The sequence below is a fragment of the Acetivibrio sp. MSJd-27 genome (assembly GCF_018918095.1).
In the GTDB taxonomy this organism is placed as follows: Bacteria; Bacillota; Clostridia; order UMGS1840; family HGM11507; genus HGM11507.
On record NZ_JAHLPV010000031.1, the window covers coordinates 14,682 to 29,395 of the forward strand.

Annotated in this window: 17 protein-coding genes; 7 read left to right on the forward strand and 10 right to left on the reverse strand. The window is 44.4% G+C overall.

The annotated features are described in order from the left end of the window. Nucleotides 1–119: 119 nt before the first annotated feature. From KQI32_RS09890 to KQI32_RS09915, 6 genes are all read right to left on the reverse strand, one after another. On the reverse strand, nucleotides 120–425 hold the full coding sequence (locus tag KQI32_RS09890; protein WP_177689547.1) for a hypothetical protein: 306 nt from the start codon (nucleotides 423–425) through the stop codon (nucleotides 120–122). Next, a complete protein-coding gene (locus KQI32_RS09895) occupies nucleotides 415–906 on the reverse strand; it encodes a hypothetical protein (protein ID WP_177689546.1) in 492 nt (163 codons plus the stop codon). The genes KQI32_RS09890 and KQI32_RS09895 overlap by 11 nt, the downstream gene beginning before the upstream one ends. Beyond that, the gene (locus KQI32_RS09900; protein WP_216424873.1) at nucleotides 893–1,267 is read right to left on the reverse strand and encodes a hypothetical protein; all 375 of its coding nucleotides are present in this window, start codon (nucleotides 1,265–1,267) and stop codon (nucleotides 893–895) included. The genes KQI32_RS09895 and KQI32_RS09900 overlap by 14 nt, the downstream gene beginning before the upstream one ends. Beyond that, complete coding sequence (locus KQI32_RS09905; RefSeq protein ID WP_177689543.1) at nucleotides 1,264–1,764, reverse strand: RNA polymerase sigma factor; 501 nt, start codon at nucleotides 1,762–1,764, stop codon at nucleotides 1,264–1,266. The genes KQI32_RS09900 and KQI32_RS09905 overlap by 4 nt, the downstream gene beginning before the upstream one ends. A 71-nt stretch (nucleotides 1,765–1,835) precedes the next feature. Beyond that, nucleotides 1,836–2,282 (reverse strand): YaiI/YqxD family protein, encoded by a 447-nt coding sequence (locus KQI32_RS09910; protein WP_177689542.1) that lies wholly within the window; start codon nucleotides 2,280–2,282, stop codon nucleotides 1,836–1,838. A gap of 80 nt (nucleotides 2,283–2,362) precedes the next feature. Further along, nucleotides 2,363–2,779, reverse strand: a complete 417-nt coding sequence (locus tag KQI32_RS09915) for a hypothetical protein (protein WP_216424874.1) — start codon at nucleotides 2,777–2,779, stop codon at nucleotides 2,363–2,365. 133 nt (nucleotides 2,780–2,912) lie between these two features. On the opposite strand from KQI32_RS09915, the gene KQI32_RS09920 reads away from it, so the two are divergent. The 5 genes from KQI32_RS09920 to KQI32_RS09940 all read left to right on the forward strand — a co-directional run bounded on the left by KQI32_RS09920 (nucleotide 2,913) and on the right by KQI32_RS09940 (nucleotide 9,376). Beyond that, nucleotides 2,913–5,270, forward strand: a complete 2,358-nt coding sequence (locus KQI32_RS09920; protein WP_216424875.1) for an endonuclease MutS2 — start codon at nucleotides 2,913–2,915, stop codon at nucleotides 5,268–5,270. Between the two features lie 52 nt (nucleotides 5,271–5,322). Continuing rightward, nucleotides 5,323–6,072 (forward strand): copper amine oxidase N-terminal domain-containing protein, encoded by a 750-nt coding sequence (locus tag KQI32_RS09925; protein WP_177689539.1) that lies wholly within the window; start codon nucleotides 5,323–5,325, stop codon nucleotides 6,070–6,072. Nucleotides 6,073–6,536: 464 nt separating this feature from the next. Then, a complete protein-coding gene (locus KQI32_RS09930) occupies nucleotides 6,537–7,784 on the forward strand; it encodes a Glu/Leu/Phe/Val dehydrogenase (protein ID WP_216424876.1) in 1,248 nt (415 codons plus the stop codon). Between the two features lie 39 nt (nucleotides 7,785–7,823). Continuing rightward, nucleotides 7,824–8,582 (forward strand): amidohydrolase family protein, encoded by a 759-nt coding sequence (locus KQI32_RS09935; RefSeq protein ID WP_177689537.1) that lies wholly within the window; start codon nucleotides 7,824–7,826, stop codon nucleotides 8,580–8,582. Further along, the gene (locus tag KQI32_RS09940) at nucleotides 8,582–9,376 is read left to right on the forward strand and encodes an amidohydrolase family protein (RefSeq protein WP_216424877.1); all 795 of its coding nucleotides are present in this window, start codon (nucleotides 8,582–8,584) and stop codon (nucleotides 9,374–9,376) included. The genes KQI32_RS09935 and KQI32_RS09940 overlap by 1 nt, the downstream gene beginning before the upstream one ends. A 138-nt stretch (nucleotides 9,377–9,514) precedes the next feature. On the opposite strand, the gene KQI32_RS09945 is transcribed toward KQI32_RS09940, so the two are convergent. Both KQI32_RS09945 and dpsA read right to left on the reverse strand, forming a co-directional pair. Further along, on the reverse strand, nucleotides 9,515–10,111 hold the full coding sequence (locus KQI32_RS09945; RefSeq protein WP_253291150.1) for a dipicolinate synthase subunit B: 597 nt from the start codon (nucleotides 10,109–10,111) through the stop codon (nucleotides 9,515–9,517). A gap of 2 nt (nucleotides 10,112–10,113) precedes the next feature. After that, entirely contained in the window at nucleotides 10,114–10,986 is an 873-nt protein-coding gene (dpsA, locus tag KQI32_RS09950) for a dipicolinate synthase subunit DpsA (protein ID WP_177691938.1), read from the reverse strand. A gap of 140 nt (nucleotides 10,987–11,126) precedes the next feature. Between dpsA and KQI32_RS09955 the strand changes: the two genes are divergently transcribed. Then, nucleotides 11,127–11,681 (forward strand): NUDIX domain-containing protein, encoded by a 555-nt coding sequence (locus tag KQI32_RS09955; protein WP_177691937.1) that lies wholly within the window; start codon nucleotides 11,127–11,129, stop codon nucleotides 11,679–11,681. 241 nt (nucleotides 11,682–11,922) lie between these two features. On the opposite strand, the gene KQI32_RS09960 is transcribed toward KQI32_RS09955, so the two are convergent. Both KQI32_RS09960 and KQI32_RS09965 read right to left on the reverse strand, forming a co-directional pair. After that, entirely contained in the window at nucleotides 11,923–12,636 is a 714-nt protein-coding gene (locus tag KQI32_RS09960; RefSeq protein ID WP_177691936.1) for a glycerol-3-phosphate acyltransferase, read from the reverse strand. Nucleotides 12,637–12,674: 38 nt separating this feature from the next. Beyond that, nucleotides 12,675–13,775, reverse strand: a complete 1,101-nt coding sequence (locus KQI32_RS09965) for a glycosyltransferase (protein WP_216424878.1) — start codon at nucleotides 13,773–13,775, stop codon at nucleotides 12,675–12,677. Nucleotides 13,776–14,245: 470 nt separating this feature from the next. On the opposite strand from KQI32_RS09965, the gene KQI32_RS09970 reads away from it, so the two are divergent. Further along, entirely contained in the window at nucleotides 14,246–14,575 is a 330-nt protein-coding gene (locus tag KQI32_RS09970; RefSeq protein ID WP_177691934.1) for a helix-turn-helix domain-containing protein, read from the forward strand. Nucleotides 14,576–14,714: the final 139 nt, after the last annotated feature.

Consider the following 14,714-nt stretch of genomic DNA (forward strand, 5'->3'; position numbering starts at 1 on the left):
TTAATTTATAGGGAATGTGAAATAATGATGTCAGATGCGAGATGGGCTTATCTCACAAGGGGTATGTGACATCAAATATATGATAGCATGCTTTCAATTTATTGTCAAACATTTTTTCGTCAGAAAGAATAGGGATAATAATGCTGCATGTATTTGAGAATAAAATCAAAGCCAGCCATGGCAAACGTGGACAAAATTAAAACGATACCCAAAAAGATGCTCAGGCCGTCATAACGGAGCTTTTCTTCATTATTCAGGATGGCATGCACCAGCACTTCAATGCCAAACACAATGATAAATACCGGCCAGAATTTGATGACCTCATAGACTGTGAAAGCGTCCGTAAAAAAGGATATCATCAAAGCGATCCCTAGAACAATCAGGGAAATCCCCAGTGTAAAAGTCCCCACTCGTCTATTCTTCATGATGGTCCCTCCTTTTTCCGCCGATGAGAAAAACGCCAAGGATAATCAAAATGACAGCAATGATCAGCTGAGGCATATTGACAATCAGCGGAGCAAACACGGTGTCTCTGAGTAATTCCAGAAGCTGAGGGCCAACGATATTGCGAAGCAATATGAGGGAACCCACAACCAGAAGAATGCTGCCAAAAATAATGCTGGAACGGCGGTCTCCCACATATTTGGCATATAAATTTCCGAGATTGAAAGCCCAGTCATCTGCGACATCTTCTTTTCCGTAAAGATTCATTGCATCGAAAAAGGCGTAAAACCATAGAACCGGAAGAATGATTCCAATCTCGACAAACCCTGCCAGCGAGGACAGAAGAAGGATTCCGAAAAACAGCAATCCCAGGGAAACACCCCTCTTGGAATATCCCAGATACATCTGCCCGCAGCCGGGAATCAGTGAAAACAGAAACAGCCAAAATCTACTTTTTTTCATATCGCTCCAACCCCTTATCTATTTTTTGTTGATACTTATCTACTTTTTTATTAAACCGCTCCTGCAGCGTTTCCTGCTCAAGCAGTACCTGCTGTCCGACATAGCTGCTGATTTGCCCGTTATACTGAATGGTTTTGCTCACAATACTCTGAAACATCCCTGTGAACAGAAGGATAAAACAAGCGGACAATGACAGTATTACTTTGAAAACCCGCGAGTCCAAAAGAATGGTTTCCCTATGCCTCTGTTTTCCGGCACAGTCAATGATCTCATCCGCCATCGCTTTCGGCGGTTCTACCAGTTCAAGCCCGTTCAGATAGTCCTCCAGTTCTTCGTCCGTATAATCCCACTTCTCAATCATGTCGCTTCCTCCTTCCAGAATTGTTTCAGGCTTTCCTTACTGCGGTATAGCTGGGTCTGTATGGTTTTGATGCTTACATTGCACTTTGTGGCTATCTGACGGGTTGTGAGACCTTCCACATAATACAAATAGGCAACCCTGCGGTAAGGTTCTTTTAATTTTTCTACAACCTTTTTTACGGTTGCTTCGGTATCCTTTCTGAGTACAGCCTCCAGAGGAGTTGCCGCATTGTCCGCAATTTCCTGCCCCTCAGGAATTCCGATAACCGTTTTTCGGTACCGGCTGCTTTTCAGATAATCCCTGCATTTGTTCAAAGCAATCCTGCACAACAGATTTTTGTTGTTCTGCTCCTGCAGATCGGGATATTTTGAAAAAAAAGATAAAAAAGTGTCCTGAGTCAGGTTTTCCGCTTCAAAATAATCCCGAACCTGGTGGTAACAGACGGAGAAAACCAGCTTCTGATATTCTCTGACAATCTGTTCCATTGTAATCTCCACTGGCTCCCCCCCTTTTTTTGCCGCGCTTCATTCATAGAGACGAAAACCTCAGCGCTCTGTCTTCAATTTTATCAATTTTTTTCAATCTTTTTTTCGATTAATTTTTTCAGTCCTTCCTCAAACTCCCTATCCATCTGCCCAGTTCTCTTTTTGGGTCCTTTGGTATACTTTCCTCTTTTTCTTATCTGCATGCCGATATGCCGATTCAAAAGAAAGCCATCAATGTTTTCATTCGTATACCAAGTGCCGGAAAACTGGATCGGCGCACAGCCTTTTGCCAGCGTAAGCGCCGCAACCCCATAGTCCCCTGTCACTATAATATCGTTTGGCTGCGCAATCGCAGCAATCTTTAAATCCGCCGAATCCTGCAGCTGATCCACGGTAATGATCTTGGCGTAGTCCGAGTGCAGAATATGGTTGTAATCTGTGACGAAAACAACCGGGAGTTTATATGCCCTGGCTGTCTTCTCCACAATTTGCCTTACCGGACATCCGTCCGCATCTACAATGATCCGCATAAATATTCTCCTCTTTTCAGTACCTTGCAGGAATAGCCTTATTCAAACGGCGGGATAGCTTTGCCATCCCGCCGTCCTTGTTATGTCAATTCCGGTTTTTTGTTGGTATGTAGATATTTGTTGATTCCAAACAGAATCGCCAAAGCCACGACACTCAAAAGCACATCCATGCTGGTGAAATTACTCGTTGTGATCACTCTTTTTGCTATCACGAAAACAAGCACCTCCACTGCACTTTCAGAAGTATGCTTTGAGAGCATTTTGATAAATTCGACACCAATGATAAGCTGCAGGGAATAATCAAAAAATATTTGATAATAGTGGCTTGCCGCTTCACTGCCCCAGATATGGTCCCACATGGAGATCATCTCTCTCACCACATCGATGGAAAGCATCAGAATTCCAATCAGGATGATCACGGAGATATAGATCTCTACCAGGCTGGAAGCCTTGGAAATAAAATTTCGTGCGCCTTTCTTTAAGTCTTGAACACTCATACCATCGCCCCTTTTTTCTCAGTATATCAAAAATAATACGATCTGTAAATTCTTTTGTTGTCTTCCATAAATATATTCTTTCTTTTTGCCGCAAAATATGTTACGATAAAAGAAAAAAGCGAGTTGACAAAAATTGTATCAAAAATCTCTGCGAACCTTGGAGTTCGATAAAATATGCAGGCAGTTAAGAGATCACATGGTTCTCCCAACCAATCAAAAACGGGCGGAGGAGCTTCTTCCTTTTGAAAACGTTGAGGAAATTCAGCACGCATTGAACGAGACGGAACAGGCTCAAAGTTTGCTTCTGAAGCGGGGGGAGCCCCCTATCACAAAGGTGGATGAGATCAATATCCATATTCAGCGGCTCACCGTCAGCGGTATCCTCTCCCAAAAAGAACTCCTGGATATCGCGAAGCTGTTAAAGGCGGCGCGTCTGCTTCGGGAATACGCTAAGGAGGAACCATTTCTGGTCTCCTATTTCACCCAGCTGATCCCTCTGCGGAACCTGGAAACAGAAATTACTTCAAAAATTCTATCGGAGGACGAGGTCTCCGACAACGCCAGCATTAAGCTGTATTCTATCCGAAAAAAAATCAAGAGTACCAATGATAAAATCAAAGAGATTCTGAACAGTTATCTTCAGAAGTATACAAAGTATCTTCAGGATCCCATTATTTCCATGCGCAGCGACCGCTATGTCATCCCGGTCAAATCGGAGCATAAAGGGGAAATACCGGGCATTGTTCACGACTCCTCCGCCTCGGGACAGACGCTGTTTGTTGAACCCATGGCGGTGGTGGAAACCAACAACGCCCTGACCGGACTGTATAAAGAGGAAGCAGCCGAAATAGAACGAATTCTTTATGACCTATCGAATATGGCTGCAATCAGTTCCCATGAAATTCTCAGCAATTATGAAATTATATGTGAGTTAGACTTTCTCTTCGGAAAAGCGAGATACGGCACACAGATGAAGGGAATAAAGCCTCTTGTCAACAAAAACGGATTGGTGGATCTGAAAAAAGCCAGACATCCTCTTATTGAAAAGGAGAAGGTTGTACCCATTGATATCAACCTGGGAAAATCCTTTGATACCCTGATTATCACCGGACCGAATACCGGGGGAAAAACGGTTGCACTGAAGACCGTCGGTCTTTTATGCCTGATGGGAATGTCCGGATTGCTGATTCCCGCTTTTGACAAAAGCGAGATCGCCTGCTTTCGCTATATCTGCGCGGATATCGGCGATGAACAGAGCATTTCCCAATCTCTTTCCACTTTTTCCTCCCATATGACAAACATTGTGGACATCCTTGAAGCAGCAGATCCGGATTCCCTGGTGCTGTTTGACGAGCTGGGTGCCGGAACCGATCCGGTAGAGGGAGCTTCCCTTGCCATAGCGATCATTGAACATCTGCGCAAACGGGGAACAAGAGTGATTGCCACTACTCACTACAGCGAGATCAAAATGTATGCCATGTCGACCAAGGGCGTAAAAAACGCCAGCTGTGAATTCGATGTGGAAACCCTGCGCCCCACTTATAAGCTCCTCATCGGCATCCCAGGAAAGAGCAACGCTTTCGCAATCTCTTACAAGCTGGGATTGCCGCAGGGAATTCTGGACAGTGCAAAAGAACAGCTTCATGAGGACACCATTCGCTTTGAGGATGTGATCGCTCAAGTTGAGAAAACCAGAAAAGAACTTCAAAAGGAGCGGGAGCTTGCGAATAAATATCAACAAGAGGCAGAGCAGCTGCGCAGAAATCTATCCGCAGAAGAAGAAAAAAACCGAAAAAAACATCAGCAAATTCTGGAGAAAGCGCATGAACAGGCAAAGAACATTCTGGAGGAAGCAAAGGAGCAGTCGGATGAAATCATCCGCGAACTGCGTAAGCTTCGCAATGAGCAATCTCAGAAGGAATTTGACCGTTCCATATCCAAGTCCCGTGAAAAACTGAATCTCGGAATTAAAAAAGAGACCAAACAGCTTTATGACACGGCAAAGAAAATACGCACCCAAAAGGTAAATCCATCCAAACTGCTGCCCGGGACTGCAGTGCGTATCCTGGATATCGATAAGGAGGCAAGTGTATTGTCTAAGCCGGACAGCAAAGGAAATTTGACTGTGATGGCCGGCATCATGAAAATTAATGTCAACCTGGATAATGTGGAGATTATTCCGTCCCTTTCGGATAAAAAAGAAATCACCTATGTCTCTCAGAAAAAACAGGAACTCCGGAATAAAACCATGAAAACAGAATTGGATTTAAGAGGCCAAACAGTAATAGACGGTGTACTGGAAGCGGAAAAATACATTGATGACGCTGCTATGCTTCATCTCTCCCCCGTATCCATTATTCACGGAAAAGGAACCGGTGCTCTTCGAAGCGCAATTCACGCCATGCTGAAAAACAACCGTCAGGTGAAATCTTTCCGGCTGGGCACCTTCGGGGAGGGTGAGACCGGTGTGACAATCGTTGAACTAAAGTAACCACTCGATAGAAAAACGTTGGAAAATCATATGTTTCGAAAGGATGATTGAAATGAAAAAAAAGGTTATCTCTCTGCTATTGACCACTCTGCTGCTCTGTTCGTTCTTTGCTTTCCCTGCGGCGGCAGACAATGATATCCGCATTATCCTCTCGCTGGGATCCTATGATAACTGTGAATTTCTGGAATGTGATGTTCCGCCCGTGATCGTTGACGGGTATACTTTGATCCCGCTTCGTGCTCTTGCGGAAAAACTGGGATTTACCGTGGAATGGTTTGCGGAGGATCAAACGGTCTACGTCAAGACGGACACCGATGTTTTAATGCTGACCATTGACATGAAAATTGTAGGTGTTAACGGCAATCCAGTCGAAATCCCGGTTGCTCCTAAGATAGTGAACGATCGTGCCATGCTACCTCTTCGCTTTATCGCCGAGTATTTCAACAAAAAGGTTATCTTTAATGGGGAAGGGGATGTAAAATACATCTGGATCACCGATTTCGACTACCTGCAGAACAATGAGCTGAACATTGATGACAACTACCGTGCCATGGGAGAGATAGAACCGTTTTACTCTCTGAAACAAGACGGAATTACGAACAAGGGAATCCGTATTGGAAGTGCGCTTTCCGATGTCACCTCCGCCTATGGCAATAATGCCAAAATTGAAATTAACACCTCGGGATACACCTGCCTCACATATTATACACTGGGAATCCCGAACAGCGGTTCCCGCGGAGCCATGCATTTTAATTTCAAAAACAATATTTTGGTAAGTGTGGAAATCGAACTTCCAAACTAATCCAGCGAAGGGCTTTCTCCTGGAACGCAGCGCCGGAGAAAAAGACTGCATTTCCGTGGAAAACAGGAAACCGTGCAGAGTTCGCATAGAAAGTGCTGCCTAAAAATACATAAAGAATAAAATCGATAGCAATTCAAGTAGACAAAAGGGCTTGGCGTCTGTGAAAACCAGTCATCAAGTCCTTTTATTGGCTTTATGCGTTGATTGCTGCGGTATTTCAGACATACAAGCGTTTGTCATTGTTTTTTGTACAAATAAAAAAGTTCTTGTAAAATATTACGCGGCTCTTCCGTTTTTATTGCTTTTTTCAAAAAAACAGGTTATCATTTTATTTGTCTAGACAATAGCACATTGTGCCTTCCCAAAAAACAAATGATTCTGCACTATCAAAAATAATGAACATGGGGCTCTCTAACAGCCCGTGTTATGCTGGAATCAAATGAAAAATGAAGAGGTGCGAGACAATGGAATATAATCCGTTTGACAATGTTCTGCATATTGTCGAGAATGCAGCAACCCTGCTGGGATATCAACCCAGCGATTATATCATGTTAAAGTATCCGGAACGGGAGTTGAAAGTGGCGCTTCCCGTAAAAATGGATGATGGATCCATTAAGGTTTTTGAGGGATTCCGCGTACAGCACTCCACCTCCCGCGGACCTGCGAAAGGCGGCATCCGCTATCACCAGCAGGTGAATATGGATGAGGTGAAAGCTCTGGCTGCTTGGATGACTTTCAAATGCGCTGTTGTAAACATTCCCTTCGGCGGAGGAAAAGGCGGGATCGTGGTTGACCCTTCCACTCTTTCCAAAGGGGAACTCTGCCGGCTGACACGCCGGTTCACCGCTATGATCTACCCCATCATCGGGCCGGACAAGGATATTCCCGCACCGGACGTCGGCACAAACACCGAGGTCATGGGATGGATCATGGATACCTACAGCATGTTTCAGGGACATAGTGTGCCCGGGGTTGTAACAGGCAAGCCTCTCGCCATAGGCGGGGCTTTGGGCAGAGCGGATGCAACCGGCCGCGGCGTAATGCTTAACACCCAGTTTATCCTTAAGAAACTGGGAATAAAAAAAGAGAACGTGACCGTGGCCGTCCAGGGAATGGGAAACGTAGGCGGCGCTTACGCCAAGCTGATGGCCAAAGAGGGTTATAAAATTGTGGCTGTCAGCGATGTATCAGGAGCTATTTACTGCCCGCAAGGACTGAATATTCCCGAAATTCTTGAACATGTAAAAACCGGGTTTTTATCCGATTACAACGCTCCCGGAATCACCAGACTCTCCAATGAGGAGCTGCTTACGCTGGACGTCACGGTTTTAGCTCCCGCGGCTCTGGAGAATCAGATAAACGAGACCAACGCCGATCAGATCAAGGCAAAAATTATTGTTGAGGGCGCTAACGGTCCGACCACAGTTGCCGCCGACAACATTCTGAATCAAAAAGGCGTTGTCGTTGTGCCGGATATTCTGGCCAATGCCGGAGGAGTCATTGTATCTTATTTTGAATGGGTTCAGAATATCCAGTCGGTTTCCTGGAATGAAGAAGAAGTCAATGAAAAATTAAAAAATATTATGCATAAAGCGTTTTGCGACGTCTGGAATCTGTCGCAGGAAAAACAGGAATCTCTGCGCACCGCCGCTTACCTGATTGCAGTGAAACGGGTCGTGGAGGCCAAAAAAATCCGCGGTGTCTTTCCGTAAAGCGCAGAACGTCTGGCAAAATTAAAGGAGTGAATGGTTATGGGCGAACTGAAGTTCGTTGACGCAAACTGTGCCATAGGACGAAGAAGAAGAGCGTACTCTTTCTCCGTCACGGAAAAGGAGGCCATCAAAAAAGAGCTGCAGCGGTGCGGCATCACAAAGGCTGTCTGCCATCACACGACAGCCAGAGAGTTCAATGCTCTGGATGGCAATCGGATTCTGACGGATGAGATCCGCGGGGATGATTTCTTTCTGCCCGCTCATGTGATGGTACCCGATTATGCCGGTGATTTTCTTCCCTTTGACCAGCTGAGAAAAGAGTGGAAAGAAAACAATGTGCGGCTGATAAAAATGTTTCCGGCAAATGGAGAACAGAATTTTTCCCTTGAAAAATGGAATACGGCAGAAATCTTTTCGTTTCTGAGTGAGATTAAAATGCCCCTGATGCTGACGTTTAAAAATGTCACCTCGAACATTCTGCATGAAATTCTCTCCGCTTATCCGGAACTGAACGTGATCGTCACCGACACCTCCTATTTTGCCGACAAGGATCTGATGCGGCTGATGCAGCTGTTTGAAAATCTTTTTCTGGAAACAAGCAACTACACAACGCTGGACGGCATCGAGTATGTCACCAAAAAATTTGGTGCGGAACGCTTAATCTTCGGCAGCGGCGCTCCGTTTGTCGCTACCGGCGCAGCGGTTGCAAAAATTCTGTATGCCAATATCAGTGAGGCGGAAAAGGAAAAGATTGCCCACGGCAATCTGGAAAATCTGATGGGGAGGGTGACGCTGTAATGAGTATATTGGACAGAGTGAAAAAGGGAGAAATCCTCGACGATATTGAAATTTATGATTCCCATGCCCATCTTGGGAAATGGTATTGTATCACGATGCGGGAGAGTGAAGCCCAGAATCTGGCCGATATCATGGACAGAATGCATTTTAAACGCATGGCAATCTCCTCCTCCCTGGCGATCTGCTGTGATTTCAAGAAAGGCAACGACTGCATGGTAAAAGCTCTCGCCAATCATCCCGGCCGTTTTTTCGGTTACATCACCTTAAACGCCAATTATAAAGACGGGCTCATCGATGAAGTGCTCCGGCTGGAGGAACAGAAGGATGTCATTGGCTTGAAGATTCATCCTGCATACAGCGGCGTCAATGTGACCGACGAAAGGTATCAGGAGTGTTTCACATATGCCGGACAGAAAAAGATGGCCGTTCTTGTTCACACCTTTAACCGCGGGGATGTTTCACTGCTTGGCAAAATGATCGAAAAATATCCAGACGTGAATTTCATTATCGCACACTGCGGCGCAGAGGACGGTGTGGAGCTTACTGCGGAATTTCTGAAACAATATCCCAACGCCTACTGTGATTTGCCGGTTTCCTTTGCTCCGCACAACACCGTTGAATATATCGTACACAACGGTGACGAAAATAAAATCTTTTTTGGGACAGACGCTCCCTTGTTTGATTATCGCATCACTTACGGACGGGTTTTATTCGCGGATATTTCAGACGAAGCGAAACGTAAAATCATGGGGCTTAACTTTAAGAAATGTATTGGACTTCCCGAAAAAGATTAAACTGTGTGTATCTTTCAGCTCCATTTTTATGGTAAAATCTATTTGACTGTTTTCCAATTAATTGATATAAGTCCCGAAAGGACCCCAATCTCACAAAAACAGGCTTCCGGCAGTCGCCGGAAGCCTGTTTCTTATCATTTATTTCGTTTGCGCTGTCTTTCCTTCCAAAAGCAAAGGTTGAAGCTGCTGCCCATTGATTGCGGCAGCAAATGTATCGTATATTTTTGTCATCTCTGCAACCAAAGAGGTTTCCTTTTTCATATATTCGTCCTGACGGAAAGGAACGAAGTATACATTCTTATAGTTAAGTACTGTGCCCAAACTTCTGGCGGAACCGCTTAAGCCATCGTTTGTGGAGATGGCCAGTATCAGCGGATTTTTATTCCGAAGAGTTGCTTTTGCCGCCATTGTCACACAGGTATCCGTGATGCCGTTTGCCAGTTTCGACAGCGTATTTCCCGTGCATGGCGCAATGATGAGGCAATCCAAAAAATTTTTCGGTCCAATCGGCTCCGCTTCGCGGATAGAAGTGATCAGGGGATTGCCCGTAATTTTCTTTAATCGTTCCATAAAATCGATAGATTTTCCAAACCGTGTATCTGTATGCTGTACATTTTCCGAGACAATAACATGTACATCATGACCTTTCTTTACAAAATCCAGGACTTGTGGTATGACTTTATCAAATGTGCAATATGAGCCTGTCAGGGCAAAACCCACAGTCATATGATCCATTCCTATACCCCCAGCTCGTTTCGTATATTCATAATGGTATCTTTGATAATGATTCCGGCTGTTCTGGGAGCTACTACGCCCGGAAGGGATAAGGCCCAAATGGTGTTCAAGCCAAGTGTCTTTGCGCACTCAAAATCTACACCACCCGGTTTGGAGGCAAGATCAATAATCAGACAATCTTTTTTTACTCTTCTGAGAACCTCACCATTTATGACTGGATGTGGGATCGTGTTGAAAATAATATCAAACTGTTCGGCTGATTCGGCTATTTCATTTGTCCGCAAAGAATGATAGGAATTTGTTTCGATCCATGCCAAATCTTCATATTTTCTTGCGCTGACCGTCACCTGCGCTCCTATCCCGTACAGCATTTTCGCAAGCACCCTGCCAATTCTGCCGTTGCCGGCAACAAGGCAGTTTGATCCATGGATGGTAAAAGGCGTTTCGTCCATGGCAATAGCGATAGCGCCCTCCGCTGTCGGGACTGCATTTCTTATCGCAAGTTCTTCTCTGTCGAAATAGTCCCAGGCTTTTACTCCCACACTTGAAAAACGTTGTTTCAACTGCCGGGAAAACAGCCCCCCGACTACAACCTGGTCAGAAGAAAGTTTATCAAATACCTGCTCTAACGGAATGCATCCGTGGAAAAGCGGCGTATTCAAAACCTTTTCATCCCTTGAAACCGGAAGGGGCAAAACAATCATTTCATACTCCCTCCAGCAGACGTCCTCCATATTTCGATAGGGCAGTGCGATGGATTCCAGGTACTGTGTGTCAAAACCGCTCAAATCAATCAGAAATCCCTCTTTGCCAAGTGCCTGAGCCATATTAAGCTGCCTTAAGTCTCCTCCGAGAACCAGTGTCTTTTTTCGCATTTTATGTAGTCACCTCCCATGCCGGTAATCTATTATCATAGTATGTTTTCCCGGCGCAGGGAGTGCTTGTATATTTTCATTGATTGACTTTCCCATTGCTGTCTGTTAAAATATTTTATAGGAAAGAAGGAGACGATACAATGGAATATACGGAAAAAACAACAAAAAGCACTGAGATCTTCAAAGGAAGAGTGATTCATGTCAAGGTGGACGACGTGGAACTCCCCACCGGAAAAGTTTCCACAAGGGAAATTGTCAATCATCCCGGCGGTGTAGGAATCCTGGCTGTGGATGAAAAGGAAAATGTGTTTATGGTAAGGCAATACCGCAAGCCATTTGAGCAAACCCTGCTTGAAATTCCCGCCGGTAAGCTGGAGCCTGGCGAGAATCCTCTTCACTGTGCCGCAAGGGAACTGGAGGAGGAAACCGGATACTGTGCAAAGGACTTTATTTATCTTGACTATTTCATCCCGACTCCCGGCTATTGTGATGAAAAAATCCATATTTATCTGGCAAGAAATTTATATAAGGGAACGGTAAATCCGGATGAGGATGAAATTCTGAACATTGAAAAGTATCCTCTAAAAAAGCTGATTGAGATGATTCAGGCCGGTGAGTTAAAGGACGGAAAAACGGTGATTGGCCTGTTAAAGTATCAGTTTTTATTCAAAAACGCTTCGTGTGACAGAACTTGAATTTCCTCCCCTTTTCGCTGATATAAAAAGTTTTTCCTCGATTTAGCAAATTTATGATTTCTTGTTCATAACCTTGAATATGTCTGTAACTTCTTGGAAGAACAAAGCCTCCTATGGCAGTTATTTTCATTCTGCCATAGGAGGCTGTTTTTTATTGTCCGTTTTTACTGGACTTGTTCCATATTTTGCTGGGGCTGTTTTATTCCCCCCATTTTGATACATGTAACCTGTCCGGATACCTTCAGCGCCGTATTTCCGTGCGAGTTATCTGTCCAGAGTTGTTTTCAGCACGGTGACTTTCCCTTTTTTTATTCCCGTTCTCTCCTTTCCAGGTTTCTTCCTCTAAATGGAAGCCGGTATCAAACAACTGTCTGCCGGCAAATATCCATTCCGCTTGCGGAAAAGACCGTATTCCAACATTCCGGTAAGCAACGGTAAGGGAAATTACCGCGAAACCCGCAGATAATTCAGGATACCATAACAAGGTTATTCCAAGAAACAAGGCAAATGTCCAGAATGTCCGTACCTCATTGGGACGGATAATAACGATAAGCGAAAAAAACAAATAGCAGGCAGCCAAAAGCAATACTGCATAGCGGTTCGGAAGCAATCCCAGCAGCACGCCGAAAGTAACCGCAATGCCTTTGCCTCCCTTTCCCTTCATCCAGGGTGAAAAGGCGTGTCCCAGCACCGGTGCGGCCAATATCATTCCGTAAAGCCAGTTCCCGTCCGCATACGGTGAGAACAATCGTATTGGAAGGTACCCCTTTCCCAGATCGCACAGCAGGCACAGGCATCCGACCGGAATTCCCGCATATTTCATAGCGTTGGCGGTTCCCGGATTACCGTCCTCACTCACCGAAACAATATCGATCCGTTTCAGCCATCCGGGTATCAGATAGCTGTACATGATACTTCCTGACAGAAAGCCAAGCAGTATATATATAACCTCCATTCTATCTCCCCCTAACGAAGCGATTCTCTGCTTTCCGCCTACTTTATGATAAAATCACAGATATCATCACAGGCATTCGGATTGATCTCTCTTCTCTGATTCTCACGCATCCTGTTTCTCTTTTCTCTGTCCGTCCAAAGAGAATACGCCATATTGCTCAGATCCTCCGGCTTCTCCGCGCAAATCGAAAGCCCGCGTTTTTCAAAGAATGCAGCGTTAATGGTTTCGCAGCCCGGAATCGGGGCGGTATGGAGAAAGGGGACATTTTTCACGGCTGCTTCCGTACTGGTCAACCCGCCCGGCTTTGTAAACAGCAGGTCGCAGGCGTCCATAAACAGGCTGACCCGATCGGTGAAATCCATCACCTGTACCCGTTCTGTCTCAAAGGATGCGCGCAGTCCCTGCTTCATTTTTTCATTGTTTCCGCCCAAAACCACAATTTTTACACTTTCAGGAAATTTTCGAAGCAGAGAAGACGTCAGTTCCTTCACATTTCCAAATCCCATACTGCCGGTCATCACCAGCAAAAACCGTTCTTCTTCCCTGTATCCCAATTGACGCTTGGCCCGTGATTGCTCCATACTATCCCGGAAGCATTTTGAGACTGGGATGCCGGTTGGGATTAATTTTTCTGCCGGAATTCCTTTCTCTCTGAATTCTTCGATCAAATCCCTGTGTGGGATAAAATAGCTGTCCAGATTGGTCTCCTCCCAGAAGGGTATGCATGTGTAGTCGGTAGCTACCGCAAAGGTGTTTATGGAAAGGCCGCGTTTCCGTTTCAGATAGGTCAAGGTTTCGGCCGGAAACAAATGGGGTGTGATTACCGTGTCAAATCCATTTTCCGTGATATAACGGTACATGGGATCCGCATAGCGCGAGTTAGCCAGATAAACAATGGATTTATGCTTGTCGGAACTAATCATATCCCCTGCCTTGTATAAAAAATGAAAAACAGACGGCGAAGCCGTCGCAATTTTTACATAGGTGTCCGAAGTGATCTTTGAAACCTTGTCTCCGGCAAACGCCAGCGCATCCGCCATCTCACAGGCAATCCCCCGCTGTGTAAGGTTTTCCAGAATTGCTTTGCCGGCGGCATTATGCCCCTGTCCGGTGTTGCAGGATAAAATCAATACTTTCATCTGTTTCTCCCTCACTTTCTCTTTCATAGTATAGCACAACAGAGCCACAGAAAAAAGAGGTTTCCAAAAGTTTCACCGCAAAAAATACCGCATTGCCGCCATCCTTTATCGAAAAAGAAATAGAGATTAAAACAAGTGATAAAAATATGAATAAAACTTTATTTTCAAAGTATTAGAGAGATTATTTTTCTATGTGATAGAAATATTTTACTTTAAAAAGCACGGTAAAGCATAGCCGCCTTCAACAATCTGTTAATCTGCAATTTTGTTTTCCTTTTTTCAGGACACTGTGCAGTTGTAATCGATATTGGTTCTTAGTGTTGTTAGTATACCGTTGTTAGATATAGAAGGGAATAACACAATGTCCTGAAAAAAGAAAAACCGTTTTATTTCTAATAGTAATTATATTATATCTAATAGTAATATTTTTGCCAACTATTTGTAATATTATTATTACGGTTGGTGATAGTATGAAGAATTTGAAGAAGTTAAGAATATCAAAAGGATATAGCCAGATAAAGTTTGGATCATGCATAAATGTTAGTCAAGGATTAATCAGCGGTTTTGAAAATGATAAGAAAACTCCTGATGCTCCAATAATAAAAAGGATAGCGGAAACGTTTCATTGTTCCGCTGACTATCTATTAGATCTGACTGATGTGAAAGCACCTGTCAATGAATTGTTAATCGGCAGCCTGTCTGCTGATGAAGCAGAGCTGATTGCAAACTATAGAAAATTAATGAAATCTGAAAAAGGGAAAGTAATTGGATATATCCAAGGAATACTCGAAAAAGAGTGAATACGAAAAGGGACGGAGCTTGATATGCACCCCAAAAGTTAGACACTTTTGGAGGTGCATATTTTTATGGGAAAGACAGGAAAAAAGAACAGGACATACTCGCCAGGATTTAAAACGTGTGTTATAATGGATATGCTAG

What these genes read in the sequence shown, in the direction of transcription:
- KQI32_RS09890 (WP_177689547.1), bottom strand. Translation starts at nt 425, where the DNA reads ATGAAGAATAGACGAGTGGGGACTTTTACACTGGGGATTTCCCTGATT.
- KQI32_RS09895 (WP_177689546.1), bottom strand. Translation starts at nt 906, where the DNA reads ATGAAAAAAAGTAGATTTTGGCTGTTTCTGTTTTCACTGATTCCCGGC.
- KQI32_RS09900 (WP_216424873.1), bottom strand. Translation starts at nt 1,267, where the DNA reads ATGATTGAGAAGTGGGATTATACGGACGAAGAACTGGAGGACTATCTG.
- KQI32_RS09910 (WP_177689542.1), bottom strand. Translation starts at nt 2,282, where the DNA reads ATGCGGATCATTGTAGATGCGGACGGATGTCCGGTAAGGCAAATTGTG.
- KQI32_RS09915 (WP_216424874.1), bottom strand. Translation starts at nt 2,779, where the DNA reads ATGAGTGTTCAAGACTTAAAGAAAGGCGCACGAAATTTTATTTCCAAG.
- KQI32_RS09925 (WP_177689539.1), top strand. Translation starts at nt 5,323, where the DNA reads ATGAAAAAAAAGGTTATCTCTCTGCTATTGACCACTCTGCTGCTCTGT.
- KQI32_RS09930 (WP_216424876.1), top strand. Translation starts at nt 6,537, where the DNA reads ATGGAATATAATCCGTTTGACAATGTTCTGCATATTGTCGAGAATGCA.
- KQI32_RS09935 (WP_177689537.1), top strand. Translation starts at nt 7,824, where the DNA reads ATGGGCGAACTGAAGTTCGTTGACGCAAACTGTGCCATAGGACGAAGA.
- KQI32_RS09940 (WP_216424877.1), top strand. Translation starts at nt 8,582, where the DNA reads ATGAGTATATTGGACAGAGTGAAAAAGGGAGAAATCCTCGACGATATT.
- KQI32_RS09945 (WP_253291150.1), bottom strand. Translation starts at nt 10,111, where the DNA reads ATGGATCATATGACTGTGGGTTTTGCCCTGACAGGCTCATATTGCACA.
- dpsA (WP_177691938.1), bottom strand. Translation starts at nt 10,986, where the DNA reads ATGCGAAAAAAGACACTGGTTCTCGGAGGAGACTTAAGGCAGCTTAAT.
- KQI32_RS09955 (WP_177691937.1), top strand. Translation starts at nt 11,127, where the DNA reads ATGGAATATACGGAAAAAACAACAAAAAGCACTGAGATCTTCAAAGGA.
- KQI32_RS09960 (WP_177691936.1), bottom strand. Translation starts at nt 12,636, where the DNA reads ATGGAGGTTATATATATACTGCTTGGCTTTCTGTCAGGAAGTATCATG.
- KQI32_RS09965 (WP_216424878.1), bottom strand. Translation starts at nt 13,775, where the DNA reads ATGAAAGTATTGATTTTATCCTGCAACACCGGACAGGGGCATAATGCC.
- KQI32_RS09970 (WP_177691934.1), top strand. Translation starts at nt 14,246, where the DNA reads ATGAAGAATTTGAAGAAGTTAAGAATATCAAAAGGATATAGCCAGATA.